The organism is Streptomyces tendae, assembly GCF_008632955.1.
Taxonomy (GTDB): Bacteria; Actinomycetota; Actinomycetes; order Streptomycetales; family Streptomycetaceae; genus Streptomyces.
Genome location: NZ_CP043959.1, coordinates 231,034 through 254,687 on the forward strand (window position 1 = coordinate 231,034; position 23,654 = coordinate 254,687).

The window sequence follows — 23,654 nt, forward strand, 5'->3', positions numbered from 1 at the left end:
CCCGAATGCCGCACGCGGGAGACACCCCGGCCCGCGACGCTCCCCCCGTTCCTCGTCCCGCGGACGCGGGCCCCGTCCCCTTGATCACCCCAGTAGGGTCGAAGGGTGAGTAACGAACACATCACGCTGACCGCGGGCGACGCGGAGGTGGACGTGCTGCCGGGGAACGGCGGACGGGTCGGGGGGCTGCGGATCGGCGGCGTGGAGCTGCTGCGGCAGGGGGAGAAATTCGGGTGCTTCCCGATGGTCCCCTGGTGCGGGCGGCTGCGCGACGGCCGTTTCCGGGACGGCGCCACCGTGCAGCAGATGCCGCTCAACGCCCCTCCGCACGCCATCCACGGCACGGCCCGCACCTCCCCCTGGCGCACCGCCCGCAAGAGCACCGACGAGGCCGTGCTGACGTACGACCTGACCGATCCGTGGCCGTACTCGGGGCGGGTCACCCAGCAGGTGGTGCTCGGCGAGGAGTCCCTGACGCTGACGATGGGCGTGGAGACCTACGAGTCGTCGTTCCCGGCGCAGGTCGGCTGGCACCCGTGGTTCCTGCGCAACCTCGGCGGCGAGGACGTGACGATCGGCTTCGAGCCCGCCTGGCAGGAGGAGCGCGGGGACGACCACCTGCCCACCGGCCGGCGCGTCGACCCGCGGCCCGGCCCGTGGGACGACTGCTTCGGGATGCCCGGCGGGGTGGACGTCACCCTCACCTGGCCGGGGCAGCTCCAGCTGAAGGTGACCAGCCGCGAGGAGTGGGTCGTCGTCTACGACGAGCAGGACGAGGCCGTCTGCGTGGAACCCCAGACCGGACCGCCGGACGGGCTGAACAGCCACCCGCGCCTGGTCACGCCGCTGGAGCCGCTGGAGGCCTCGACGACCTGGACGTGGACCCGCCTTTAAGCTGGCGGCATGACGGACACACGCGGCGCGCTGCTGCAGCAGATCAAGGACAAGGCCGTGGTGCACGGCAAGGTGACCCTCTCCTCCGGTCTGGAGGCCGACTACTACGTCGACCTGCGCCGCGTCACCCTCGACGGTGAGGCCGCCCCGCTGGTCGGGCAGGTGCTGCTGGACCTGACCGCGGAGCTGGAGTTCGACGCCGTGGGCGGCCTGACCATGGGCGCCGACCCGGTCGCCGCCGCCATGCTGCACGCCGCCGCGGCGCGCGGCCGCAGGCTGGACGCGTTCGTCGTACGCAAGGCCGCCAAGGCGCACGGCCTGCAGCGCCGCGTGGAGGGCCCGGACATCAAGGGCCGCCGCGTGCTGGTCGTGGAGGACACCTCCACCACCGGCGGTTCGCCGCTCACCGCCGTGGAGGCGGTGCGCGAGGCCGGCGCGGAGGTCGTGGCCGTCGCGACCATCGTCGACCGGGCGACCGGTGCCGCCGAGAAGATCCAGGAGGGTGCCGGGGTGCCGTACCTGTTCGCCTTCTCCAAGGACGAGCTGGGCCTGGACTGACCGGCCCGACATCGCCGTCATAACGACTCGACCTGCACCGTCGACGTGGCCCCCATGTCTGGGAAGATGGGGCCGACAACGGCGTCGCTTCCAAGGTTCCAGGTCAGGGCCGACAGTACGCAGCACCCCACACCGCACGCTTAAAGGAGCGGACAGATGCCCATCGCAACTCCCGAGGTCTACAACGAGATGCTGGACCGGGCGAAGGCAGGAAAGTTCGCCTACCCGGCCATCAACGTCACCTCGTCCCAGACCCTGCACGCGGCTCTGCGCGGCTTCGCCGAGGCGGAGAGCGACGGCATCGTGCAGATCTCGACGGGCGGTGCCGAGTTCCTGGGCGGCCAGCACAGCAAGGACATGGTGACCGGCGCCGTCGCCCTCGCCGAGTTCGCGCACATCGTCGCCGAGAAGTACGACGTCAACATCGCCCTGCACACCGACCACTGCCCGAAGGACAAGCTCGACGGGTACGTCCGCCCGCTGCTCGGGGTGTCCGAGGAGCGCGTCAAGGCCGGCCGCAACCCGCTGTTCCAGTCGCACATGTGGGACGGCTCCGCGGAGACCCTCGCGGACAACCTGAGCGTCGCCCAGGAGCTGCTGGAGCGCGCCCGGGCCGCGAAGATCATCCTCGAGGTCGAGATCACCCCGACCGGTGGCGAGGAGGACGGCGTCACGCACGAGATCAACGACTCCCTCTACACCACGGTCGACGACGCGATCCGCACGGCCGAGGCGCTGGGCCTGGGTGACAAGGGCCGCTACCTGCTCGCCGCGTCCTTCGGCAACGTGCACGGCGTGTACAAGCCGGGCAACGTCGTCCTCCGTCCCGAGCTGCTGAAGGAGCTCAACGAGGGCGTCGCCGCCAAGTACGGCAAGCCGGCCGGCTCGCAGCCGTTCGACTTCGTCTTCCACGGCGGCTCGGGCTCCACCGAGGAGGAGATCCGCACCGCCCTGGAGAACGGCGTCGTGAAGATGAACATCGACACCGACACCCAGTACGCGTTCACGCGTCCGGTCGCCGACCACATGCTCCGCAACTACGACGGCGTGCTGAAGGTCGACGGCGAGGTCGGCAACAAGAAGACCTACGACCCGCGCACCTGGGGCAAGCTGGCCGAGGCGTCCATGGCCGCCCGGGTCGTGGAGGCGTGCGGTCACCTGCGTTCGACGGGCACCCGCATCAAGTAACCCTTCCGCGCGTCGGGCCCGGCACCTGTCCAGGTGCCGGGCCCTTCCGTATGCTCCCGGTATGCCCGATGTCCGGCTGGCCTCCCCGCAGGGCAGGTGGATCCTGTTCACCACGGTCCTCGGATCCGGCATGGCCCTGCTCGACTCGACCGTGGTCAACGTCGCCCTCCCGGCGATCGGCCGGGACCTCGACGCCGACCTCGGCGCGCTGCAGTGGACCGTCAACGCCTACATGGTCACGCTGGCCGGGCTGATCCTGCTGGGCGGGGCGCTGGGCGACCGGTTCGGGCGGCGCCGGGTGTTCGTCGTCGGCGTGCTGTGGTTCGCCGCCGCCTCCCTGCTGTGCGGGCTCGCGCCGAACACGGGCGTGCTCATCGGCGCCCGGGCCCTGCAGGGGGTGGGCGGCGCGCTGCTCACGCCCGGTTCGCTCGCGCTGATCCAGGCGTCCTTCCACCCCGACGACCGGGGCCGGGCGGTCGGCCTGTGGTCCGGGTTCGGCGGGATCGGCGCGGCCGTCGGCCCGTTCGTCGGGGGCTGGCTGGTGGACGGTCCGGGCTGGCGCTGGGTGTTCCTGCTCAACGTGCCGTTCGCGCTGCTGTGCGCGCCCGTCGCCGTGCGCCATGTGCCGGAGTCGTCGGGCGGGAAGGCCGAGGGTCACTTCGACGTGCTCGGCGCGGCGCTCGGCGCGGTCGCCCTCGCGCTGGTGACGTATGCGCTGATCGAGGCGGAGGAGGGGTCGCTGCTGGTCGCCGGCTCCGCCGTGGCCGGGCTCGCCGCCGCCGTGGGCTTCGTGCTGGTGGAGAAGCGCCGCCCGGGGCCGATGATGCCGCTGGAGATCTTCGCGTCCCGCCAGTTCTCGGCGGTCAACGGCGTCACCCTGTGCGTGTACGCGGCGTTCGGCGGCTTCTTCTTCCTCGCCGCGCTCCAGCTTCAGGTCGTCGTCGGCTGGTCCGCGCTCGCCGCGGGGACGGCCCTGCTGCCCACGACCGCCCTGATGCTGCTGCTCTCCGCCCGCTCCGGCGAGCTCGCCGACCGGATCGGGCCGCGCCTGCCGCTCACGGTGGGACCGCTGCTGAGCGCGGCCGGGGTGCTGCTGATGCTGCGGGTCGGGCCGGGCGCCGCGTACGCCACCGACGTGCTGCCCGCGCTGCTGGTGCTGGGTCTCGGCATGGTCACCCTGGTGGCGCCGCTGACGGCGACCGTCCTGGCCTCCGTGGACACCGCGCGGGCGGGCCTGGCCAGCGGCGTCAACAACGCCGCCGCCCGCGCCGCCGGGCTGCTGGCGGTTGCGGCGCTGCCGCTGCTCGCCGGGATGGGTCCGGAGGCGTACCGGCAGCCGGAGGCGTTCGACTCCGCGTTCCGCCGGGCGATGGTGCTGTGCGCGGGCGTGCTGGTGGCCGGGTCGCTCTTCGCGCTGGCGACCGTCCGGCGTCCCGCCCCGGACTGCCGGCGCCCGGAGTGCCGTACCCACGGCAGCGTCGCGGTGCCGCCGCTGGAGGCGGGACGCCGGGGCGGGAGCGACGCCGTCTGATGTACGAGACTGGACCCATGTCGATTCACGAGAACCTCCTCGGGGGCCCGCCCCCGACCCACCTCCCCGACGACCCGGAGCCCCGCGAACTGCTGGCGTCCGGTGCCTCCGCCGCCGACGTCGCGGGCCGGTACCCCACCTCCTCGCTGGCCTGGGCGCGGCTCGCGGACGAGGCGTTCGAGCGGGACAGCGTCGTCGAGTCCTACGCGTACGCCCGTACGGGCTACCACCGGGGCCTGGACGCGCTGCGCCGCAGCGGCTGGAAGGGCCACGGCCCGGTGCCGTGGGAGCACGAGCCCAACCGCGGCTTCCTGCGCGCCCTGCACGCCCTCGCCCGCGCGGCGCAGGCGATCGGCGAGCAGGAGGAGTACGAGCGCTGCACGCAGTTCCTGAAGGACTCCTCGCCGACCGCGGCGCAGGTCCTGGGCTGAACCGGCCGGTAACCGGAACCTGATCACCGCGGGGCCCGCCTGCCGGACGGGCGGGCCTTGCGGTGGTGGGGGACGATTACGCAGGATGCACCGTGGGGACCGGGGCCCCCGTGCCGGTAACGGCAGGGGCGGACCGCTACCCGGAGAACATTTCAGGAGACAGCGATGTCCCACGAGGCTCACGAGCCCGAGACCCCGCATCTCGACTTCCAGGGGACGACCCCCTACGAGGACTACGTCAGGGCCGACGTCCTCACCCACCTCCAGCACACCCTCTCGGACGACCCCGGAGAGATGGTCTTCCTGGTCACCACCCAGGTCATGGAGCTGTGGTTCACCGTCATCGTCCACGAGTGGGAGACCGCGGCGAAGGCGCTGCGCCGGGACGACGTACCGACCGCGGTGGACGCGCTGCGGCGCTCGCGGCGCGAGCTGGAGGCGCTGAACGCCTCCTGGAAGCCGCTGGCCGGGCTCACCCCGGCGCAGTTCAACTCCTACCGCAGCGCCCTCGGCGAGGGCTCCGGCTTCCAGTCGGCGATGTACCGGCGCATGGAGTTCCTCCTCGGCGACAAGTCCGCGTCGATGCTGGTCCCGCACCGGGGCGCGCCCCGGGTGCACGCCGAGCTGGAGAAGGCCCTGCACGAGCCCAGCCTGTACGACGAGGTGCTGCGGTTCCTCGCGCGGCGCGGGCACCCCGTGCCGAAGGCGGTGCTGGAGCGCGACGTGTCGCAGAAGTACGAGCCGTCGCCCGAGGTCGAGGGGATCTGGACGTCCGTCTACGCGGGGGACGAGCGGGACGAGGTGGCACGGCTCGGCGAGGCGCTGACCGATGTCGCCGAGCTGGTGTGGCGCTGGCGCAACGACCACCTGGTCGCCACCCGCCGGGCCATGGGTGCCAAGACCGGGACAGGAGGGTCCGCGGGCGTGGCGTGGCTGGAGAAGCGGGCGCAGAAGAGCGTGTTCCCCGAGCTGTGGACGGCGCGGTCCTATGTCTGAGCTGACGGAGAAGGCACGGAAGCTGGACGCCGTCGACGAACTCGCCGCCAAGCGTGACGACTTCGTCCTCGACGGGCCCGACGGCGCGGTCTACCTGGACGGCAACTCGCTGGGCGCGCTGCCCGTCGCCGTCCCGGGCCGGGTCGAGGACGTGGTGCGCCGCCAGTGGGGCGAGATGCGCATCCGTTCCTGGACGGAGGGCGGCTGGTGGACGGCGCCGGAACGGATCGGCGACCGGATCGCCCCGCTGGTCGGCGCGGCGGCGGGGCAGATCGTGGTGGGCGACTCCACCAGCGTCAACGTGTTCAAGGCGCTGGTCGGCGCGGTACGGCTGGCGCGGGAGACCGATGCCGGGCGGGACGAGATCCTGGTCGACGCGAGCACGTTCCCCACGGACGGCTACATCGCCGGGTCGGCGGCCCGGATGACCGGCTGCACGCTGCGCCCGGTGGAGCCGTCCGAGGTGCCGGGCGCGCTCGGGGAGCGTACGGCCGCCGTGCTGCTCAACCACGTGGACTACCGCACCGGCCGGCTGCACGACCTGCCCGCCCTCACGGCGGCCGTGCACGCGGCGGGCGCGTACGCCGTCTGGGACCTGTGCCACAGCGCGGGCGCGCTGCCGGTCGGCCTGGACGCGCACGGCGTGGACCTGGCCGTCGGCTGCACCTACAAGTACCTCAACGGCGGCCCCGGTTCGCCCGCGTACCTGTACGTGCGCGCGGACCTCCAGGACCGTTTCGACTCCCCGCTGCCCGGCTGGAACTCCCACGCGGAGCCCTTCGGGATGCGCTCGGAGTACGAGCCGGCCGACGGCGCGGTGCGCGGGCGGGTCGGCACCCCTGACATCCTCTCCATGCTGGCCCTGGAGGCCGCGCTGGAGGTCTGGGACGGGGTGACGGTCGAGGCGGTGCGGGCCAAGTCCCTCGCGCTGACCGACTTCTTCCTGGAGTGCGTCGCGGAGTACGTCCCCGAGGGCCGGGTGGAGTGCCTGACCCCGCTGCCGCACGGGGAGCGGGGCAGCCAGGTCGCGCTGCGCTGTGCGGACGCCGGGCCGGTGATGCGGCGGCTGATCGAGCGGGGCGTGGTCGGCGACTTCCGCCACCCGGACGTGCTGCGCTTCGGTTTCACCCCGCTGTACGTCGGGTTCGCGGACGTGGAGCGGGCGGCGCGGGCGCTCGCCGAGGAGCTGGGCTAGGCCGGGACGGGGCCGGGCGGCACCGTCCCGGCCCCGTTCCCGCCGGTCAGGCGGGACCTCCCGGTCAGAGGGACCCCCGAGGTACTGGTACCGTCCCGGCCGAACGGCCGTGTGTGTGCCCGGTCCGGTCGAACCACGTTGTATCGCTGAGAGGTTGGAGCATGACGGACGACGTCGCAGCCGCCCGGGCCGCCGCCGAGGAGGAGTCGGCTCTCTCCCATCAGCCGGTCGCCCCCGACACCACGGCGGCCTACGGCGACGACCCCGACCAGGTGATCGACCTGTACGCGCCGCGCGGCGGGGCCGGCCCCGCCCCGGTGGTCGTCGTCCTGCACGGCGGCGCCTGGCGCGCACCCTACGACCGGCGCCACATGAGCCCGTTCGCCGCGTTCCTGGCGGCCCGCGGCTTCGCCGTGGCCAGTGTCGAGTACCGGCGCGGGGCGGGGGAGACGGGCGGCGGGGACCCGGTGGGCGGGCGGTGGCCCGACACCTTCGACGACGTCGCCGCGGCCGTGGACGCGCTGCCCGGGCTGATACGCGAGCACCTCCCGGCGGGCGATCCGCGCCGCATCGTCCTGACCGGCCACTCGGCCGGCGGTCATCTGGCGCTGTGGGCCGCCGCCCGGCACCTCTTGCCGGCCGGTTCGCCCTGGCGCACGGACGCCCCCGCGCCGCTGCGCGGGGTCGTCGCCCTCGCCCCGATCGCGGACCTCGAGGTCGCCGACAAGCTCGGCGTGTGCGGTGGTGCCGCCCGTGAACTCCTGGGCGGCGACGACCACTTCGCCGAGCGCCGGCCGCACGCCGATCCGGCGCTGCTGCTGCCCACCGGGATCGCCACCACCCTCGTCCAGGGCCGTACGGACGTCGACGTCCCCTTCGCGGTCGCCGAGTCGTACGCGGACGGGGCGGCGAAGGCCGGCGAGGTGGTGGGGGTGACGCTGCTGGAGGACGTCGGCCACTTCCCGCTCATCGATCCGGCGGCGGACGCCTGCGCGGTGGTGGCGGAGGAGATCGCCCAGCTCGCCTGGTGACCCCACCTCACCGCGGACGCGGGCCCGGTCATACCCCTAGTACCTGAGAGCCACCCCGCGGATGAGTCCCCCGGTGGGACGCGGACTACAGGCCACGCTCCGTAACTTCCTTTCCCGGCAGGCCCGATGACCGGGCGGACGGGGAAGGGAACGGCGACGATGGAGCACGGGCACGAGGGAACCGCGGGCGCACCCGCGGAAGGGGCGGGGCGCCCGGCGCGCCCCCCGGCCGGACGCCTGCGGCGCGGGCTGCTCGCGGCGCTCGTCGCCGCCGCCGTCGCCGTGCCCCTCGCCGGGGCGGCGCGCCCCCAGGTGCCCGCGCCGGCGCCCACGGAGCTCCCGCCGCCGACCGCCGTCACCCTCGACGCGGCCTACGCCGCCCACCGGGCCGACGCCGCCGAGGCCGCCCGCATCGCCGACCGGCACGGTTACGGGGACCGGGCGACCGCCGAACGAGCGCTGTCGACACGGCAGTTGCTGGCCTTCGACGGGCGCGGGGCCGGGCTGGTCACCGAGGTGCTCGGCGACCTGGCGCACGCCGGCCGCGTCGCCGTCCTGGTCCCCGGGTCCGACACCGGCATCGACACCTACGACCGGTTCCGCGCCACCGCCCTCGCGCTGCACGGGCGGCTCGCGCGGGAGGCACCGGCAGGGGTGCGCACGGCGGTGGTTGCCTGGCTCGGCTACGAGACACCCGGCACCCTCAGCCCCTCGGTCACCACCACCGGCCGCGCCGAGGACGCTGCACCCCAACTCCGGGAACTCGTCGACGGCTTGAGAGCCGTCGCCGGTCCCCGGGCGCGCCTGTCGCTGCTCTGCCACTCCTACGGCTCCGTCGTCTGCGCCCGGGCCGCATCCGGCCTCGACATCGACGACCTGGTGTTCCTGGGCAGCCCCGGCACCGGCGCCGGCACCGCCGCCGACCTGCGTACGCGCGCCCGGGTGTGGGCCGCCCGCGGCGCGGGTGACTGGGTCGAGCACGTGCCGCACATCGACGCCGAACTGTTCGGCACCACCGTCGGCTTCGGCACCGACCCCGTCTCCCGGGAGTTCGGCGCCCGCGTCTTCGCGGCCGGCGACGGCGGACACAGCGACTACTTCGCGCCCGGCTCGCCCTCCCTGGCCAACCTGACCCGGATCGTCCTCGGCGACACCCGGGCGGTGACCTCATGACCCGCCTCCCCGCCGGGATACGCGGGGCCGCCACCCGCATCGACGCGGCCACCCCCGCCCACCGCGACCGCGCCGTGGACGCACTGCGGGCGCTCGCCGTCCTCGGAGTGGTCCTCGGCCACTGGCTGGTCACCGCGCTGGTCGCGGACGGCCGCACCCTGCGCACCGCCAGCCCGCTGCAGCACATGACCTGGCCGGCACCGGTGTCCTGGGGCTTCCAGACCCTCGCCGTGTTCTTCCTGGTCGGCGGGCACGTCGCCACCCGCTCGTACGCCTCCGCCCGGGGCCGGGGCATTCCGTACCACCGGTGGCTGCACGCCCGGCTGGCCCGGCTGTTCGCCCCGGTCGCCGCCGTCCTCACCCTGTGGACGGCGGTCACGCTCACCCTGCTGCTGACGGACGCCGAGTACGCGACCGTACGCACCCTGGTGAAGCTGGCCCTGTCCCCGATGTGGTTCCTGCTCGTCTTCGCCGCCCTCACCGCCGCGACCCCGCTGCTCACCCGCCTCCACCCGCTGTGGCCGCTGGCCGTCGTCCTCCACGTCGACGTGCTGCGGTTCGGCTTCGGCGCCCCGGCCTGGCTCGGCTGGCTCAACCTGGCCGCGGGCTGGCTGGTGCCGTACACGCTGGGCGCGGCCTGGACCCGCGGCGAGCTGGAACGCCGCAGGTCCGGCTGGGCGTTGGTGATCTGCGGTACGGCTGCCACGGCCGCCCTGGTGGTGTGGGCGGGCTACCCGGCCGCCATGGTCGGGGTGCCGGGCGCCGAGGTGTCCAACCTCAACCCGCCCACGCTGGCCGCCGTCACCTTCGGCCTCGCCCAGAGCGGACTGGCGCTGCTGCTGCGCGACCGGCTGCGCCACGCGATGCGCCGGCCCGTGGCGTGGGCGGCGGTGGCGCTGGTCAACCTGTCCGCGATGACGGTGTTCCTGTGGCACCAGACCGCCCTGATGGCCACCACCGCCGTCGCCCTCCCGGCCGGTCCGCTGCCCGGACTGCACACCGTCCCGGACGGCCCCGGCTGGGTCGCCGCCCGGCTGGTGTGGCTCCCGGTGTTCGCCCTCGCCCTCGTGGTCTGCGGGGCCGCGTTCCGGACATGGGAGCGGGGCGGGGGCGGGCGGCGGGAGCGGTCCCGGGTGGTCCGCGCCCACCGCCCGATGACCGGGCGCGCCCCCCATGTCTAGGCTGAACGCCGTGGCGGACACGGGGGCGGAGCACATACGACGGTGGCTGGGCGTCCTGCGCGACGACCTGATGACCACGCGGGTCGACCCCTTGCCGCCGTCGACGTGGCTGCGGTGGCTGCCGCACGGGGTCGTGTGGATCGTCGGCGTCGTCCTGACCATCGTGGGAGCCGTTCAACTGAACGACCAGGGCGGGCTGGACCTCGGCTACTCCATGCTGCTCGGGGTGGGGCAGGGCTGTGCGGCAGTCCTCGCGCTGCGGCGGCCGGTGCCGGGGCTGTGGCTGTCGCTCGGCGCCACGCTGGCGATTGCCGTACTGACGCGCCGCATGTTGATGGCCGGTCAGATCGACGGCTTCACGTGGCCATGGACCGCGTGGGCCATCGTGGCCCACCTGCTGGTGCTGCTGCTGGTCGCCCTGCGCGTGCCCACCCGGGTGTCGGTCGAGGCGCTGGTCCTGACGGGGCTGTTCACCTACGCCCTCCAGGGCCTGTGGGGCGCGTGGAACTACGCGCCCACCGGCCAGGTCACCGTTGCGCTGTCAGCCGTCGTGGTCGTCCTCGGCATCGCCCTGCGCGGCCGCCGCGAGGCCCGCGTCGAACTGGGGCGGCAGACCACGCTCACCGCCGAGGAACGCGCCCGCCGCACGCTGCTGGAGGAACGCAGCCGCATCGCACGCGAGTTGCACGACGTGGTGGCTCACCACATGTCGGTGATCTCCATCCAGGCACAGGTTGCCCCGCACCTCGTGCAGGACCCGTCGGACGAGCTCAAGGAGAACCTCGCCGGCATCCGGCAGAACGCCGTCGAGGCGCTCACCGAACTGCGCCGCGTCCTCGACGTGCTGCGCTCCGAACACCCCGCCCCCGGCGAACGCGCGGACGCCCCCCAGCCCACCCTCGACCGGCTGGAGGCGCTGGTGGAGAACACCCGCGCCGCCGGACTCACCGTGACCACCGAGGTCACCGGCGAGCGGCGCCCGCTGCCGCCCGGCGTGGAGCTGTCCGCGTACCGGATCGTGCAGGAGGCCCTGAGCAACGTGCTGCGGCACGCGCCCGGCGCCACCGCGCACGTCGCCGTCGCCTACGAGCCGCGCGAACTGCGGGTGCGGGTCGTCGACACCGGCCCCACCCGGGAGCAGCCGCCGTCCGCCGGGGCCGGGCACGGGCTGCTCGGCATGCGGGAACGCGCCGTCATGCTCGGCGGCACCCTGACGGCCGGCCCCGGGTCCGGGCGCGGCTTCCGGGTCGACGCCCGCCTCCCGGTCTCCTCCCCGCCCGCCACCGACCCCCTCTCCCAGGACGGCACCGCATGATCCGCGTACTGATCGCCGACGACCAGCAGATGGTCCGGCAGGGCTTCACCGTGCTGCTGAACACCCAGCCCGACATCGAGGTCGTCGGCCAGGCGGTGAACGGGATCGAGGCGGTCGAGCAGGTCGGCGTGCTCGCCCCGGACGTCGTCCTGATGGACATCCGCATGCCCGAGCTCGGCGGCATCGAGGCCACCGCCCGCATCACCGCCGTCACCCCCGAGGTGAAGGTGCTGGTGCTGACCACCTTCGACCTGGACGAGTACGTGTACGAGGCGCTGCGCGCGGGCGCGTCCGGCTTCCTCCTCAAGGACGCCTCCGCCGAGCAGCTCGCCGAGGCGGTCCGGGTGGTGGCGGCCGGTGACGCCCTCCTCGCGCCGGGCGTCACCCGCCGGCTGATCGCGGAGTTCTCCCGCCTGGACCCGAGGCCCCGCTCCCCGCTGCGGCAGCGGGTCGGTGATCTGACCGGACGCGAGACGGAGGTGCTCGGGCTGATCGCCCAGGGACTGTCGAACGCGGAGATCGCCGTGCGCCTGGTGGTGGCCGAGCAGACCGTGAAGACGCACGTCGGCCGGATCCTGGTGAAGCTGGGCCTGCGCGACCGCACCCAGGCCGCGGTGTTCGCGTACGAGTCGGGCCTGGTCCGTCCCTCCGGTTACTGAGCCCGCGGTACCGCGGGGTAACCCGGCGCGGCCTGCGTAGTACCTGAGACGGACGCCCGGGAACCCGACTCGGCGGGGACGACCGCGACCACCCGGTCGGCCTACCGTGTGAGCGTGACCGAGACGACGCACCAGCAGTCCCCGCGCGCCGGGGACGGGGACCGCAGCCCGGAGTACCGGCTGGCCCAGAACTCCTTGCGGGGACTGCGCGAGGACCTCTTCCGCGACCCCTTCGCCTACCGCCCGCTGGGCCCCCGGCCGGCGGACGGCCCGCTCCTGCGCCGGCTGCCCGCGCGGATGCGCACCGGCGCGGAACGGCTCCCGCACGCGGTGGTGGGAGCGGTCGCGCTGATCACCCTGCTGGTCGGCACCGTCTCCGGCAGCGTGCCCGGCGGCGACGGCAGGGCCCTGCTGGCCGGTCTGCTGTGCGCGCTGCCCGTGGTCGCCACGCTGTCCCGGCCGGTCGGCGCGTTCTGGCTGTCCCTCGTGGTGGCGCCGGTGACCGCGGTGCTCAACGGCGACGGGTCGGACTGGCCGTGGATGCCCGGCGCGTTCCTCAGCCACCTCACGGTGCTGGTGGTGGTGGCGCTGCGCACCCGGCCCCGCACCGCCGTCTGGATGTGGGTCGTCACCGCCGTCTACGTCGTCTGCTCCGACGTCCTCTTCGGCGGGTCGTACTACTACAGCAACGGCGCCCCGATGCTGCTGACGTCCTCGTTCGCCCTGCTCCTGGTCTGTCTCTGGCACGTCCGGCACACCGCGCAGCAGGAGGTCACCGCGCAGCAGACGGTCACCGCGCGGGAGCGTTCCCGGCGCACCCTGCTGGAGGAGCGCACCACCATCGCCCGTGAGCTGCACGACGTGGTGGCCCACCACATGTCGGTGGTCGCCATCCAGGCCGAGGCGGCGCCGTACCGGGTGGAGAACCCGCCGGAGGAGCTGGAGCGTGCCTTCGCCACCATCCGGGAGAACGCGGTCGCCGCCCTCACCGAGTTGCGCCGGATCCTCGGCGTGGTCCGCGCCGAGGACTACGAGGCCCCGGACGCCCCGCAGCCCACCCTCGCCGACCTGGGCGCGCTGCTGGTCAACGTGCGGGACGCCGGCCTGACCGTGGAGAAGGTGGTGACCGGCGCGGTGCGGGAGCTGCCGCAGGGCGTGGAGCTGTCGGCGTACCGGATCGTGCAGGAGGCGCTGAGCAACAGCCTGCGGCACGCGCCCGGCGCGAGCGCCCGCGTGGAGATCGGGTACGTTCTCGGCGGCCTCGGTGTCCGGGTCGTCAACGGTGCGATGCCCGAGCCGAGCCTGGTGAAGCCCTCGCCCGGGGCCGGTCACGGCATCACCGGGATGCGCGAGCGGGTCGCCATGCTGAACGGCGAGATGACCGCCGGCGCCACCGACGACGGCGGCTACGAGGTCGCGGTGTTCCTGCCGGTCACCGCGGTGAACGAGGGTGACGCATGACCATTCGCGTGCTGATCGCGGACGACCAGATGATGGTGCGCGAGGGGTTCTCCGTCCTGCTGAACGCGATGCCGGACATCGAGGTCGTCGGCGAGGCGGTCAACGGCCGGCAGGCGGTCGAGCGGGTCCGCGAACTCGCCCCCGACGTGGTCCTGATGGACATCCGCATGCCCGAGCTGAACGGCATCGAGGCGACGCGGGAGATCGTCGCCTCCGACGGCTCGGCGAAGGTGCTGGTGCTGACCACCTTCGACCTGGACGAGTACGTCTACCAGGCGCTGCGCGCGGGCGCGTCCGGCTTCCTCCTGAAGGACGCGTCGGCCCGTCAGCTCGCGGACGGGGTCCGGATCGTCGCGGCCGGTGAGGCGCTGCTCGCCCCGTCGGTCACCCGGCGCCTGATCACCGAGTTCTCCAAGCTGTCCGAGGCACCCCGGCTGATGCCGTCCGCGCAGGCGGCGTACGGCGACCTGACCGAGCGGGAGACGGAGGTGCTGGTGCTGATCGCGCAGGGCTTGTCGAACTCGGAGATCGCCGGGCGGCTGGTGGTCGCCGAGTCGACGATCAAGACGCATGTGAGCCGCATCCTGGTGAAGCTTGGCCTGCGGGACCGCACGCAGGCGGCGGTGTTCGCCTACGAGGCGCGGCTGGTCACGCCGGGCTGACCGCGCGCCCTAGGCTGAGGCCCATGGAGCAGCGCATCACCCTGATCACGCTGGGAGTCACCGACCTCGCCCGGTCGAAGGCGTTCTACGAGGCGCTGGGCTGGCGCGGGCAGGAGGTGCAGGAGACCGTCTTCTTCCAGGCGGGCGGTCTCGGGGTGGTCCTGTGGGGCCGGGACAAGCTGGCGCGTGACGCCGGTCTCGCACCGGGGACGGCGGGCGGGTTCGGCGGCATCGTCCTCGCGCACAACGTCCGCTCCGACGCCGAGGTCGACGAGCTGCTGGCGGCGGTGGAGCAGGCCGGCGGGACGGTCACCAAGCCGGGTGCCGCCAACGAGATCGGCTTCTACTCCGGCGCCTTCACCGACCCCGACGGCCACGCCTGGGAGGTCGCCCACAACCCCGGCTTCCCGCTCGCCGAGGACGGCACGGTCACCATCCCCGACCTCGGCACCGCCTGACGGGCGCCCGGAGGGCCTCACCCCTGGTCAGGGAGGGGGACGGCGGTCTACCGTCCGTGCATGGCAGCTCCTTCCGACCTCGCTTTCGACCCGTGGGACCCGGCCTTCCTCGCCGACCCCTACCCCGCCTACGCCGAACTGCGGGCACAGGGCCGGGTGCGGTACTTCGAGCCGACGAACCAGTGGCTGGTCGCCCACCACGCGGACGTCTCGGCGCTGCTGCGCGACCGGCGCCTGGGGCGGACGTACCTGCACCGCTTCAGTCACGAGGAGTTCGGCCGCACACCGCCCCCGCCGGAGCACGAGCCGTTCCACACGCTCAACGACCACGGCATGCTCGACCTCGAACCGCCGGACCACACCCGCATCCGCCGCCTGGTGTCGAAGGCGTTCACCCCGCGCACCGTCGAGCGCCTCAAGCCGTACGTGCGGAAGCTCGCGGACGACCTGGTGGCGCGGCTCGTCGACGCGGGCGGCGGTGACCTGCTGAGGGACGTCGCCGAGCCGCTGCCGGTCGCGGTGATCGCGGAGATGCTGGGCATCCCGGAGTCCGAACGGGCACCCCTGCGCCCCTGGTCGGCGGACATCTGCGGGATGTACGAGCTGAACCCGTCCGGGGACGCGGCGGCGCGGGCCGTCCGGGCGTCGCTGGAGTTCTCGGAGTACCTGCGGGAGCTGATCGCCGAGCGTCGGAAGAACCCGGGCGACGACCTCGTCTCCGGGCTGATCGCCGCCCACGACGAGGACGACCGGCTCACCGAGCAGGAGATGATCTCCACCTGCGTCCTGCTGCTGAACGCGGGCCACGAGGCCACCGTCAACTCCACGGTCAACGGCTGGTGGGCGCTGTTCCGCCACCCCGACCAGCTCGCGGCCCTGCGCGCCGACCACTCCCTCGTGCCCACCGCGGTCGAGGAGCTGATGCGCTACGACACCCCGCTGCAGCTGTTCGAGCGCTGGGTGCTCGACGACATCGAGATCGACGGCCAGGTGATCCCCCGGGGCGCGGAGATCGCGATGCTCTTCGGCTCCGCCAACCACGACCCGGCGGTCTTCACCGACCCGTCCCGCCTGGACCTCACCCGCCGGGACAACCCGCACATCTCCTTCAGCGCCGGCATCCACTACTGCATCGGCGCCCCCCTGGCCCGCATCGAACTGACCGCCTCGATGACGGCCCTCCTGACCCGCTGCCCCACCCTCCGCCTGGCGGCAGAACCGGCGCGGAAGCCGAACTTCGTCATCCGGGGGCTGGAGGGCCTGGAGGTGGAGGTGGCCTGAGGGTCACTTCATGTCCAGGTCCCGGCGCCGGAAGCCCGCGAGCCCCAGCCACACCAGTCCGGCGGCCACGCAGGTCAGCAGGAGCAACGGGGTCGGCGCCAGGTCGTCGGCGGGCAGCCGGGGGACGTGACCGAAGGGGGAGAGGTCCTCCGTCCACGCCGGGAACCGGAGGATCTGGCCGAGGTAGCCGACGACGAAGGCGAACACCGGCACGATCCAGGCGGCCCGCACCGCCCGCGGGAACCAGCCGAGGAGGACCGCGGCCACGCCGGCCGTGACCCACAGGGCGGGCGCGTACACCAGGGCCGCGCCCAGCAGTTCGGGCAGCAGACCGATGTCACCGGTCGAGGCCGCGCCCGCCAGGCCGAAGCCGAGCCCGGCCAGCGCCAGGACGGCCGTGCCGCCGCCGAGCGCCACGGCCAGGTGCCCGCCGGCCCAGCGGGTCCGCGACAGGCCGGTGGCCAGCAAGGGCTCGGCGCGCCCCGCGGTCTCCTCGGAGCGCGGCCGCAGGGCCGCCAGGACGACGTACACCGACGCCACCACCGCCAGCACGATCATCACCATCGAGGCGAAGGACTCGACGACGTCCGCGCCGCCGATGCGGTCCAGGGCCTCCTCGATCTCGTCCACGCCCGCCAGCATGTCCTCGGCGTCCCCGAGGATCGCCCCGTACATCGCGCCCATGAGGAACAGGCCGGCGCCGAAACCGGCGAGCATGCCGCGGTGCAGCCGCAGCGCCAGGCCGACCGGGGTGGTCAGCGCGGCCGTGGCGCGGGGGCGGCCCAGCTTCTCCGCGCGCAGACCCGCCCCCACGTCCCTCCGGGTGGACAGCGCGAACCCGGCCGCCGCGCACGCCGCCGCGCAGACCAGGCACAGCGCAGGCGGCCACCAGCGGTCGTCGACGTACGGGTAGCTGCGCTGCGCCCAGCCGACCGGGGACAGCCAGGACAGGACGTCGCCGTCCCCGCTGTCGCCCGCGGCGCGCAGCACGTAGGCGACACCGATGGCCGCGAGCGCGAAGCCGGACGCGCCGCGGGTGTGCGCGGTGACCTGGACGGTGACCGCCGCGACGCCGGCGAAGACGAGGCCGGCGCCGGCGTGGGCGACGCCGTAGACCAGCGACCCGCCGGCGTCGACGCCCTCCAGGCCCAGGCCGGTCAGGCCCACGGCCAGCAGCAGGGCGAGGACGAGGTTCGCCAGGGCGGCGACGGACAGGGCGGCGGCGAGGTGGGCGTGGCGGCCGACGACGGCCGAGCGCACCAGCTCGGCGCGTCCCGTCTCCTCCTCGGCGCGGGTGTGCCGGGTGACGATCAGCACGCTCATGAGGCCGACGAGGACGGCCGTGAAGCCGAGCATCTGGTGGGCCAGGATGGAGCCGAGGCCGTCGTCGACGAGGTAGTGGCGGGGGCCTGACATGGCCAGACCGGCGGGGCTGTCCACGCTCGCGACGGCGTTCGCCCGGTCCTCGGGGTCGCTGTACAGCGTCCCGAGGCTGTCCGCGGTCATGAGGGTGGCGAGGGTCAGGGCGAGGACCCACACCGGGAGCCGGACCCGGTCCCGGCGCAGGGCGAAGCGGATGAGCGTCCGGGTTCCGGCGAGCGCGTTGCCGCCCGGGGACGGCGCGGTGGGCCGCCGGGTGCCGGGGGCGGCGGTCACGGAGGTCATCGGGGCTCCCCGTTCGCGTCCTGGCCGGCGTGGTGTCCGTTGGCGGCCAGCTCGTCGCCGTAGTGGCGCAGCATCAGCTCCTCCAGCGTGGGCGGGTGGCTGATCAGGCTGCGGACGCCGAGTCCGGTGAGTTCGCGGACGGCGGCGCCGACCTGGCCGCCGTCCACGGTGAAGCGGACCCGGCCGGTGGCTTCGTCGACGGTCCGCAGGTCGTGGACGCCGGGCAGCCGGGCGAGGCCGGTGGCGGGCCGTTCGGTCTCCGCCTCGATGGTGGTGCGGGTGAGGTGGCGCAGTTCGCCGAGCGTGCCGGACTGGACGGTCCGTCCCTGCCGGATGATGCTCACGCGGTCGGCGAGCTTCTCCACCTGGGCCAGGATGTGGCTGGAGAGCAGGACGGTCCGTCCGGCCGCCTTGGCCTCGGCGATGACGTCCTGGAAGACCACCTCCATGAGCGGGTCGAGTCCCGAGGTCGGCTCGTCGAGGAGCAGCAGTTCGGCGTCGGAGGCGAGCGCGGCGACGATGGCGACCTTCTGCCGGTTGCCCTTGGAGTAGGCGCGGCCCTTCTTGGTCGGGTCGAGGTCGAAGCGTTCGAGGAGTTCGGCGCGGCGCCGTTCGTCGAGCCGCCCGCGCAGGCGGGCCAGCAGGTCGATGGCCTCGCCGCCGGTCAGGCCCGGCCAGAGCTCCACGTCGCCGGGGACGTAGGCGAGGCGGCGGTGGAGCGACACGGAGTCGCTCCACGGGTCCTGTCCCAGTACCCGGGCGGTGCCCGAGTCGGTGCGCAGCAGACCGAGCAGCACGCGGATGGTGGTCGACTTGCCGGACCCGTTGGGGCCGAGGAAGCCGTGGACCTCACCGGTCCCGACGGTCAGGTCGAGTCCGTCCAGGGCGCGGGTCCGGCCGAACGACTTGCTCAGACCGGACACGGAGATGGCCTTCGTCATGGCCCTGGAACGTACGCTTCTTTCATAGATTTGTGAATACAGAAAACTGAGCGAAGATAGCTAGACTGACCGGCACCTCGTCGAGCAGGGGAGAGGGCTGGATCATGACCGAGCAGCACGGGACGGACCGGGACCCGGCGGCCGTCTCGCGGTTCGTGGAGCATTTCGCGGCGCAGCTGGTGGAAGCCGGGCTCCCGCGCATGCCCGCCCGCGTCTTCGCGGCCCTGCTCGCCTCCGACGCCGGCGTCCTGACCTCCGCCGAGCTGAGCGAACGGCTCACGATCTCACCGGCCGCGGTCTCGGGCGCGGTGCGCTACCTGGCGCGCCAGCACATGGTCTCCCGCGAGCGCGAACCGGGCTCCCGCCGGGAGCGCTACCGGGTCCACGGCGACCAGTGGTACGAGGCCCTCACCAATCGAGAGGCCGTCATCAGGCGCTGGGAGGGGGCCCTGCGGGAAGGCATCGCCAGTCTGGGCAGGGACACCCCGGCGGGCCACCGGCTGTCGGAGACGCTGGCCTTCTTCGAGTTCGTGGAGAAGGAGGTCGAGGCGATGATGGGACGCTGGCGCGCCCACCGGCAGGACCTGTTCGGCGGCGACGGGGAGAACCCGCCGGCCCGTACGGGGAGCGGAGCCTGACTCACGCCGGCAGCGTCAGGCCCCAGGCCGCCTCGTGGACCTCCCAGGTGCGAGTGCGGACCGGGCCCGAGACGGTGGCGTCCGCCCGGTAGCGGAAGTGGGCGCCCGAGACGGTGACCGTGCGGGCGTCGGCCGACAGGGGCGACGCCTCCGCGCCCACCGAGGCCGGACGCACCTCGACGCGGGCCGTGCCCGCGACACCGGGGACCACCGAGACCGCCTCCACCGACTGGTGCAGGCCGACCAGCGTCACCCCGTCCACCTCCACCAGCAGCCGCGTCGGTCCCGACCCGGGTGCGGCGGGGGGCCGGGCGGGCGCCAGCGTCCGCACGAAGGAGCGGCAGGTCTGCAGCCAGGGCCGGGTCACCCCGCCGTCGGTGTCCCGCACCCGGGGCGGACCGCCGAGCGGCGGGATGCGCAGCGCGCCCAGCACCACGCCGTCGCTGTCGTCGACCAGCAGGTCCATCCGGCGCTCCGCCCCGTCCAGCACGGCCCGCGCCGCGGCCACCGCCCCGGACGGGACGCCCAGCGACCGGGCGAGCGACACCGCGCCCCCCACCGGCACCAGGGACAGCGCGCATCCGGCCAGCTCCCGGTGCCGGTGCAGCAGCTCCACCGTCCGCACCAGCGCCCGGTCGTCGCCCACCACCACGGGACGGCGTGAGCCGCGCCGGGCCAGTGCCCGGGCGAACTCCTCCGGACCGTCCGGCAGACACACCTTCGCACCGGCCGAACCGGCGCTGAGCACGTCCTTCGCGATACGGACCGACTCGCCGTCCGCCCGCCGGGCGACCGGATCGATGACCACCAGAAGCTGATCGGACGTCGCGGAAGAAGTCCCGGAAGTCGCCACCTCGGCCATGCCTCGCTTCCTCGGGTAGCATCTTTGTGCAAGAGCCCCTTTGCGCTATTGCGCCAGGGGCTTCGTCTATTCCGGGGCATCCGGTCCGACGGTTGGCGGCCAACGGTGGTCGCGGTGCACGCGGCGGAGATCCTCCGTGTGCGCCCCTGACCTTGGACATGCCCCGCCCGGAAGGGGTGTACGCGCGTGCCCGCACTTGTGCTGCTCGGTGCTCAGTGGGGTGACGAAGGCAAGGGAAAGGCGACGGACCTTCTCGGTGGTTCCGTCGACTATGTGGTGCGCTACCAGGGCGGCAACAACGCCGGCCACACGGTGGTCGTGGGCGATCAGAAGTACGCCCTGCACCTGCTCCCTTCCGGGATTCTCTCCCCCGGCTGCACGCCGGTCATCGGCAACGGTGTCGTCGTCGACCCGTCGGTCCTGCTCTCCGAGCTGAGCGGTCTGAACGAGCGCGGCGTCGACACGTCCAAGCTCCTGATCAGCGGTAACGCCCACATCATCACGCCGTACAACGTGACGGTGGACAAGGTGACCGAGCGGTTCCTCGGCAAGCGCAAGATCGGGACCACCGGCCGGGGCATCGGCCCGACCTACGCCGACAAGATCAACCGGGTCGGCATCCGGGTGCAGGACCTCTACGACGAGTCGATCCTCACCCAGAAGGTCGAAGCCGCCCTCGACGTCAAGAACCAGATGCTCACCAAGCTCTACAACCGGCGCGCGATCGCCGTGGAGCAGGTGGTCGAGGAACTGCTGGGTTACGCGGAGAAGCTGGCCCCGTACGTCTCCGACACCGTGCTGGTGCTGAACGAGGCGCTGGAGCAGGACAAGGTGGTCCTCTTCGAGGGCGGCCAGGGCACCCTGCTCGACATCGACCACGGCACGTACCCCTTCGTCACCTCGTCGAACCCGACCGCGGGCGGCGCCTGCACGGGCGCGGGCGTGGGCCCGACGAAGATCAGCCGGGTCATCGGCATCCTGAAGGCGTACACCACCCGGGTCGGCGCCGGCCCGTTCCCGACGGAGCTGCTCGACGAGGACGGCGAGGCGCTGCGGCGCATCGGCGGCGAGCGCGGTGTCACCACCGGCCGTGACCGGCGCTGCGGCTGGTTCGACGCGGTGATCGCCCGCTACGCCACCCGCGTGAACGGCCTGACGGACTTCTTCCTCACCAAGCTCGACGTCCTCACCGGCTGGGAGCAGATCCCGGTGTGCGTGGCGTACGAGATCGACGGCAGGCGCGTCGAGGAGCTGCCGTACTCGCAGTCCGACTTCCACCACGCGAAGCCGGTCTACGAGATGCTGCCGGGCTGGAGCGAGGACATCAGCAAGGCGAAGTCCTTCTCCGACCTGCCGAAGAACGCCCAGGCGTACGTGAAGGCCCTGGAGGAGATGTCCGGCGCCCCGATCTCCGCGATCGGTGTGGGCCCGGGCCGTGACGAGACGATCCAGATCAACTCGTTCCTGTAGGCCTGTAGGCCTGTAGGCCTGTGGACCTGCGGACCTGTAGGTCTGCCGCCGTGTGCACCGGCGCCCGCGCGGGCGCCGGTGCACAGGCATAGCCTGGGGCTGTATCCCCGCGTGTATCGACGCGGAAGAGGGTGAGTGCGATGCGCGTGATGCTCAAGGCGACGCTGGACACGGAGAAGGCGAACGAGGTCATCCGCAGCGGGAAGATGCCCGAGCTGATGAAGGAGACCATGGAGCGGCTCCATCCCGAGGCCGCCTACTTCGGGCCGCTCGGCGGCCGGCGGACCTGCCTGCTGGTCCTCGACCTCGAGGACAGCTCACAGATCCCGCCCGCCGGCGAGCCGTTCTTCTCGCACTTCGGCGCCGAGGTCGAGATGACCCCGGTGATGAACGCCGAGGACCTGCGCAAGGGGCTCTCCGAGCTGCGGTGACGCTCAGCTGAAGACGATCATCGAACCCTGGGCGAGGCTCCGGGTCGCCGCCGCGTGCAGACCCAGCCACACGTGCCGCTCGCGGGCGAAAGGGCTGGGGTCGTACGGCGCGGGCACGGCCGGCTCCTCCAGCTCGGTCGGGGCCCCCGGCGGCTCGGGCGCGGCCGGCGGGTTTCCCGGGTCGATGCCGATGGACGGGGCGACCAGCTCCAGTTCCCGCAGCAGCGCGTGCGAGGAGCCCAAGGGGCCGCCGCCCGCGAGGAGTTCGTCGCTGGACAGGGGGCTCGGGAAGTCGACGGGCACGTAGGCGCCGGCGTGGTCGTAGTGCCAGACCAGGTGCGACTGCTGGGCCGTGGACTCGAACATCTCCAGCAACTGCTCGTAGTCGCCGCCCAGTTCGTCGACCGGGGTGACCGGGAGGCCGCAGACCTGGAGCAGGTACACGCGCCGCAGGAAGTGCAGGGCGTCGTAGTCGAATCCGGCGACCGGGGCCACCTCGCCGGTCAGACCCGGCATGTACTGGTACACCGGCACCGGCGGCAGTCCCGCGTCGGCGAGCACCGTGTTGTACTGCGCGAGTTCCTCGGCGAAGGGATTGTCGGGCGTGTGGCACAACACGTCGACGAGCGGTACCAGCCACAGGTCACAGGCCAAAAGAGGACTCCTCGCATCGCGCGGTCGTCGGGTGGGACGTCCGGGTCCGGGACGGGGTCGGGACGTGGTCAGGGAAGCGTATCGGCGTCCCGTGCGGGTGGATCCTGCTGTGCGGGCCGTCGTACGGGTCCCTTACCCGCCGCGTCGGCCGTCAGCCCCTCGACGAGGGAGAGGGAGTACGCGGTGTACGCCTCCAGGATCACGCGGGCGGTGTCGATGTCGCGGCGTGACAGGGCGTCGACCAGCTCGGTGTGCTCCGCCCACAGCCGCCCCCGCGGATCGGGCAGCTGCCGCAGGTGCTGCACCACGTACACCCACATCTGCACGCGCAGCCGGTGCAGGAAGTCGGTGAGGTACGGATTGCCGAACGCGGACGCCAGTTCGCGCCAGAACCGCAGGTCGTAGCCGATCAGCACGGTGACCTCGCCGGCCTGGGCCGCGCGCCGGGCCTCCTCGCCGCGCCTGCGCACCCCGGCGAGCAGCGCGGCCAGCCGGGGTTCTCCCGGCCTGAGGTGCGGCAGGTCGTCGTGGACCAGGGCGTGGAACATCCCCTCGGTCACCAGGCTGCGCGCCTCGATCATGCCGCGGAAGTCGTCGGCGGAGTACTCGTGCACCCGGAAGCCCCGGTGCTGGTCGGCGTCGAGCAGGCCCTGCGCCGACAGATCGACCAGTGCCTCCCGCACGGGCGTCGCGGACACGCCGTACTGGTCGGCGATCTCCTTGACGGTGAACTCCTGCCCCGGCTGGAGCCGCCCGGCCAGCACCTCGTCACGGAGCGCGTCGGCGATCTGCTGCCGCAGGGTGCTGCGGGTCACGGCGACGTTGCCGCTGAGGCGGGGCATGGTCGGGGCGTCTCCCTCATCGCGTTCGAGTGGCGTACTCGCAAAGGTCCACGGGCAGGCCACCTTACGCGGTTCAGGCGCGGCGCCGGATGTTCGAACGGGCGCGAGGGGGAGACCCCTCGCGCCCGCTGAGAAGG

General features: G+C 73.3%; 24 protein-coding genes. 19 read left to right on the forward strand and 5 right to left on the reverse strand.

Annotated elements, in window-relative coordinates:
• Nucleotides 1-105 precede the first annotated feature (105 nt).
• The 16 genes from F3L20_RS01105 (at nucleotide 106) to F3L20_RS01180 (ending at nucleotide 16,014) form a co-directional block, all read left to right on the forward strand.
• Nucleotides 106-894 carry an aldose 1-epimerase gene (locus tag F3L20_RS01105; RefSeq protein ID WP_150151182.1) on the forward strand — a complete coding sequence of 263 codons (789 nt, stop codon included), beginning with the start codon at nucleotides 106-108 and terminating at the stop codon, nucleotides 892-894.
• A 9-nt stretch (nucleotides 895-903) separates the two neighbouring features.
• Nucleotides 904-1,452 (forward strand): orotate phosphoribosyltransferase, encoded by a 549-nt coding sequence (gene pyrE / locus F3L20_RS01110; RefSeq protein WP_150151185.1) that lies wholly within the window; start codon nucleotides 904-906, stop codon nucleotides 1,450-1,452.
• A 156-nt stretch (nucleotides 1,453-1,608) separates the two neighbouring features.
• A complete protein-coding gene (gene fbaA, locus F3L20_RS01115; protein WP_150151188.1) occupies nucleotides 1,609-2,640 on the forward strand; it encodes a class II fructose-bisphosphate aldolase in 1,032 nt (343 codons plus the stop codon).
• Between the two features lie 61 nt (nucleotides 2,641-2,701).
• Nucleotides 2,702-4,171 (forward strand): MFS transporter, encoded by a 1,470-nt coding sequence (locus F3L20_RS01120; RefSeq protein WP_150151190.1) that lies wholly within the window; start codon nucleotides 2,702-2,704, stop codon nucleotides 4,169-4,171.
• A gap of 17 nt (nucleotides 4,172-4,188) precedes the next feature.
• The gene (locus tag F3L20_RS01125) at nucleotides 4,189-4,602 is read left to right on the forward strand and encodes a DUF3151 domain-containing protein (protein ID WP_145829199.1); all 414 of its coding nucleotides are present in this window, start codon (nucleotides 4,189-4,191) and stop codon (nucleotides 4,600-4,602) included.
• Nucleotides 4,603-4,767: 165 nt separating this feature from the next.
• The gene (locus F3L20_RS01130; protein ID WP_145829200.1) at nucleotides 4,768-5,598 is read left to right on the forward strand and encodes a tryptophan 2,3-dioxygenase family protein; all 831 of its coding nucleotides are present in this window, start codon (nucleotides 4,768-4,770) and stop codon (nucleotides 5,596-5,598) included.
• The gene (gene kynU, locus F3L20_RS01135) at nucleotides 5,591-6,793 is read left to right on the forward strand and encodes a kynureninase (protein ID WP_150151193.1); all 1,203 of its coding nucleotides are present in this window, start codon (nucleotides 5,591-5,593) and stop codon (nucleotides 6,791-6,793) included. Before F3L20_RS01130 ends, kynU begins: the two co-directional genes overlap by 8 nt.
• Nucleotides 6,794-6,954: 161 nt before the next feature.
• Nucleotides 6,955-7,824: an alpha/beta hydrolase gene (locus tag F3L20_RS01140; RefSeq protein ID WP_150151196.1), complete on the forward strand. Its 870-nt coding sequence runs from the start codon at nucleotides 6,955-6,957 to the stop codon at nucleotides 7,822-7,824.
• A gap of 159 nt (nucleotides 7,825-7,983) precedes the next feature.
• Nucleotides 7,984-8,997: an alpha/beta hydrolase gene (locus tag F3L20_RS01145; RefSeq protein WP_150151199.1), complete on the forward strand. Its 1,014-nt coding sequence runs from the start codon at nucleotides 7,984-7,986 to the stop codon at nucleotides 8,995-8,997.
• Nucleotides 8,994-10,178: an acyltransferase family protein gene (locus F3L20_RS01150; RefSeq protein WP_150151202.1), complete on the forward strand. Its 1,185-nt coding sequence runs from the start codon at nucleotides 8,994-8,996 to the stop codon at nucleotides 10,176-10,178. The genes F3L20_RS01145 and F3L20_RS01150 overlap by 4 nt, the downstream gene beginning before the upstream one ends.
• Nucleotides 10,171-11,493 (forward strand): sensor histidine kinase, encoded by a 1,323-nt coding sequence (locus F3L20_RS01155; RefSeq protein ID WP_150151204.1) that lies wholly within the window; start codon nucleotides 10,171-10,173, stop codon nucleotides 11,491-11,493. The genes F3L20_RS01150 and F3L20_RS01155 overlap by 8 nt, the downstream gene beginning before the upstream one ends.
• Nucleotides 11,490-12,152, forward strand: a complete 663-nt coding sequence (locus tag F3L20_RS01160) for a response regulator (protein WP_150151207.1) — start codon at nucleotides 11,490-11,492, stop codon at nucleotides 12,150-12,152. The genes F3L20_RS01155 and F3L20_RS01160 overlap by 4 nt, the downstream gene beginning before the upstream one ends.
• A gap of 114 nt (nucleotides 12,153-12,266) precedes the next feature.
• Nucleotides 12,267-13,613 (forward strand): sensor histidine kinase, encoded by a 1,347-nt coding sequence (locus F3L20_RS01165; RefSeq protein WP_167534437.1) that lies wholly within the window; start codon nucleotides 12,267-12,269, stop codon nucleotides 13,611-13,613.
• On the forward strand, nucleotides 13,610-14,275 hold the full coding sequence (locus tag F3L20_RS01170) for a response regulator (protein ID WP_145829208.1): 666 nt from the start codon (nucleotides 13,610-13,612) through the stop codon (nucleotides 14,273-14,275). The genes F3L20_RS01165 and F3L20_RS01170 overlap by 4 nt, the downstream gene beginning before the upstream one ends.
• Nucleotides 14,276-14,298: 23 nt before the next feature.
• Nucleotides 14,299-14,733, forward strand: coding sequence for a VOC family protein (locus F3L20_RS01175; protein ID WP_150151213.1), 435 nt, complete (start codon nucleotides 14,299-14,301; stop codon nucleotides 14,731-14,733).
• A gap of 60 nt (nucleotides 14,734-14,793) precedes the next feature.
• Nucleotides 14,794-16,014 carry a cytochrome P450 gene (locus tag F3L20_RS01180; protein WP_150151216.1) on the forward strand — a complete coding sequence of 407 codons (1,221 nt, stop codon included), beginning with the start codon at nucleotides 14,794-14,796 and terminating at the stop codon, nucleotides 16,012-16,014.
• 3 nt (nucleotides 16,015-16,017) lie between these two features.
• Here the strand turns inward: F3L20_RS01180 and F3L20_RS01185 are convergent, their stop codons facing one another.
• Together F3L20_RS01185 and F3L20_RS01190 are read right to left on the reverse strand one after the other, a co-directional pair.
• Nucleotides 16,018-17,679, reverse strand: a complete 1,662-nt coding sequence (locus F3L20_RS01185; RefSeq protein WP_206338845.1) for an ABC transporter permease — start codon at nucleotides 17,677-17,679, stop codon at nucleotides 16,018-16,020.
• Complete coding sequence (locus tag F3L20_RS01190) at nucleotides 17,676-18,620, reverse strand: ABC transporter ATP-binding protein (RefSeq protein ID WP_150151219.1); 945 nt, start codon at nucleotides 18,618-18,620, stop codon at nucleotides 17,676-17,678. Before F3L20_RS01190 ends, F3L20_RS01185 begins: the two co-directional genes overlap by 4 nt.
• A gap of 104 nt (nucleotides 18,621-18,724) precedes the next feature.
• Here F3L20_RS01190 and F3L20_RS01195 point away from each other — a divergent pair, with 104 nt between their 5' ends.
• Nucleotides 18,725-19,258, forward strand: coding sequence for a GbsR/MarR family transcriptional regulator (locus F3L20_RS01195; protein WP_150151222.1), 534 nt, complete (start codon nucleotides 18,725-18,727; stop codon nucleotides 19,256-19,258).
• Between the two features lies 1 nt (nucleotide 19,259).
• On the opposite strand, the gene F3L20_RS01200 is transcribed toward F3L20_RS01195, so the two are convergent.
• On the reverse strand, nucleotides 19,260-20,120 hold the full coding sequence (locus F3L20_RS01200; RefSeq protein WP_145829213.1) for a diacylglycerol kinase family protein: 861 nt from the start codon (nucleotides 20,118-20,120) through the stop codon (nucleotides 19,260-19,262).
• 186 nt (nucleotides 20,121-20,306) lie between these two features.
• On the opposite strand from F3L20_RS01200, the gene F3L20_RS01205 reads away from it, so the two are divergent.
• Together F3L20_RS01205 and F3L20_RS01210 are read left to right on the forward strand one after the other, a co-directional pair.
• A complete protein-coding gene (locus F3L20_RS01205) occupies nucleotides 20,307-21,590 on the forward strand; it encodes an adenylosuccinate synthase (protein WP_150151224.1) in 1,284 nt (427 codons plus the stop codon).
• A 140-nt stretch (nucleotides 21,591-21,730) separates the two neighbouring features.
• On the forward strand, nucleotides 21,731-22,021 hold the full coding sequence (locus tag F3L20_RS01210) for a hypothetical protein (protein ID WP_150151227.1): 291 nt from the start codon (nucleotides 21,731-21,733) through the stop codon (nucleotides 22,019-22,021).
• A 3-nt stretch (nucleotides 22,022-22,024) separates the two neighbouring features.
• Here F3L20_RS01210 and F3L20_RS01215 read toward each other — a convergent pair whose 3' ends face one another.
• Together F3L20_RS01215 and F3L20_RS01220 are read right to left on the reverse strand one after the other, a co-directional pair.
• Nucleotides 22,025-22,675: a hypothetical protein gene (locus F3L20_RS01215; protein WP_145829216.1), complete on the reverse strand. Its 651-nt coding sequence runs from the start codon at nucleotides 22,673-22,675 to the stop codon at nucleotides 22,025-22,027.
• Between the two features lie 68 nt (nucleotides 22,676-22,743).
• On the reverse strand, nucleotides 22,744-23,517 hold the full coding sequence (locus F3L20_RS01220) for a GntR family transcriptional regulator (protein ID WP_150151230.1): 774 nt from the start codon (nucleotides 23,515-23,517) through the stop codon (nucleotides 22,744-22,746).
• Nucleotides 23,518-23,654 lie beyond the last annotated feature (137 nt).

Bases quoted from the DNA above. Each gene is read 5' to 3' on its own strand.
- pyrE (WP_150151185.1), top strand. From the start codon at position 904: ATGACGGACACACGCGGCGCGCTGCTGCAGCAGATCAAGGACAAGGCC.
- fbaA (WP_150151188.1), top strand. From the start codon at position 1,609: ATGCCCATCGCAACTCCCGAGGTCTACAACGAGATGCTGGACCGGGCG.
- F3L20_RS01120 (WP_150151190.1), top strand. From the start codon at position 2,702: ATGCCCGATGTCCGGCTGGCCTCCCCGCAGGGCAGGTGGATCCTGTTC.
- F3L20_RS01125 (WP_145829199.1), top strand. From the start codon at position 4,189: ATGTCGATTCACGAGAACCTCCTCGGGGGCCCGCCCCCGACCCACCTC.
- F3L20_RS01130 (WP_145829200.1), top strand. From the start codon at position 4,768: ATGTCCCACGAGGCTCACGAGCCCGAGACCCCGCATCTCGACTTCCAG.
- kynU (WP_150151193.1), top strand. From the start codon at position 5,591: ATGTCTGAGCTGACGGAGAAGGCACGGAAGCTGGACGCCGTCGACGAA.
- F3L20_RS01140 (WP_150151196.1), top strand. From the start codon at position 6,955: ATGACGGACGACGTCGCAGCCGCCCGGGCCGCCGCCGAGGAGGAGTCG.
- F3L20_RS01145 (WP_150151199.1), top strand. From the start codon at position 7,984: ATGGAGCACGGGCACGAGGGAACCGCGGGCGCACCCGCGGAAGGGGCG.
- F3L20_RS01150 (WP_150151202.1), top strand. From the start codon at position 8,994: ATGACCCGCCTCCCCGCCGGGATACGCGGGGCCGCCACCCGCATCGAC.
- F3L20_RS01155 (WP_150151204.1), top strand. From the start codon at position 10,171: ATGTCTAGGCTGAACGCCGTGGCGGACACGGGGGCGGAGCACATACGA.
- F3L20_RS01160 (WP_150151207.1), top strand. From the start codon at position 11,490: ATGATCCGCGTACTGATCGCCGACGACCAGCAGATGGTCCGGCAGGGC.
- F3L20_RS01170 (WP_145829208.1), top strand. From the start codon at position 13,610: ATGACCATTCGCGTGCTGATCGCGGACGACCAGATGATGGTGCGCGAG.
- F3L20_RS01175 (WP_150151213.1), top strand. From the start codon at position 14,299: ATGGAGCAGCGCATCACCCTGATCACGCTGGGAGTCACCGACCTCGCC.
- F3L20_RS01180 (WP_150151216.1), top strand. From the start codon at position 14,794: ATGGCAGCTCCTTCCGACCTCGCTTTCGACCCGTGGGACCCGGCCTTC.
- F3L20_RS01185 (WP_206338845.1), bottom strand. From the start codon at position 17,679: ATGACCTCCGTGACCGCCGCCCCCGGCACCCGGCGGCCCACCGCGCCG.
- F3L20_RS01190 (WP_150151219.1), bottom strand. From the start codon at position 18,620: ATGACGAAGGCCATCTCCGTGTCCGGTCTGAGCAAGTCGTTCGGCCGG.
- F3L20_RS01195 (WP_150151222.1), top strand. From the start codon at position 18,725: ATGACCGAGCAGCACGGGACGGACCGGGACCCGGCGGCCGTCTCGCGG.
- F3L20_RS01200 (WP_145829213.1), bottom strand. From the start codon at position 20,120: ATGGCCGAGGTGGCGACTTCCGGGACTTCTTCCGCGACGTCCGATCAG.
- F3L20_RS01210 (WP_150151227.1), top strand. From the start codon at position 21,731: ATGCGCGTGATGCTCAAGGCGACGCTGGACACGGAGAAGGCGAACGAG.
- F3L20_RS01220 (WP_150151230.1), bottom strand. From the start codon at position 23,517: ATGCCCCGCCTCAGCGGCAACGTCGCCGTGACCCGCAGCACCCTGCGG.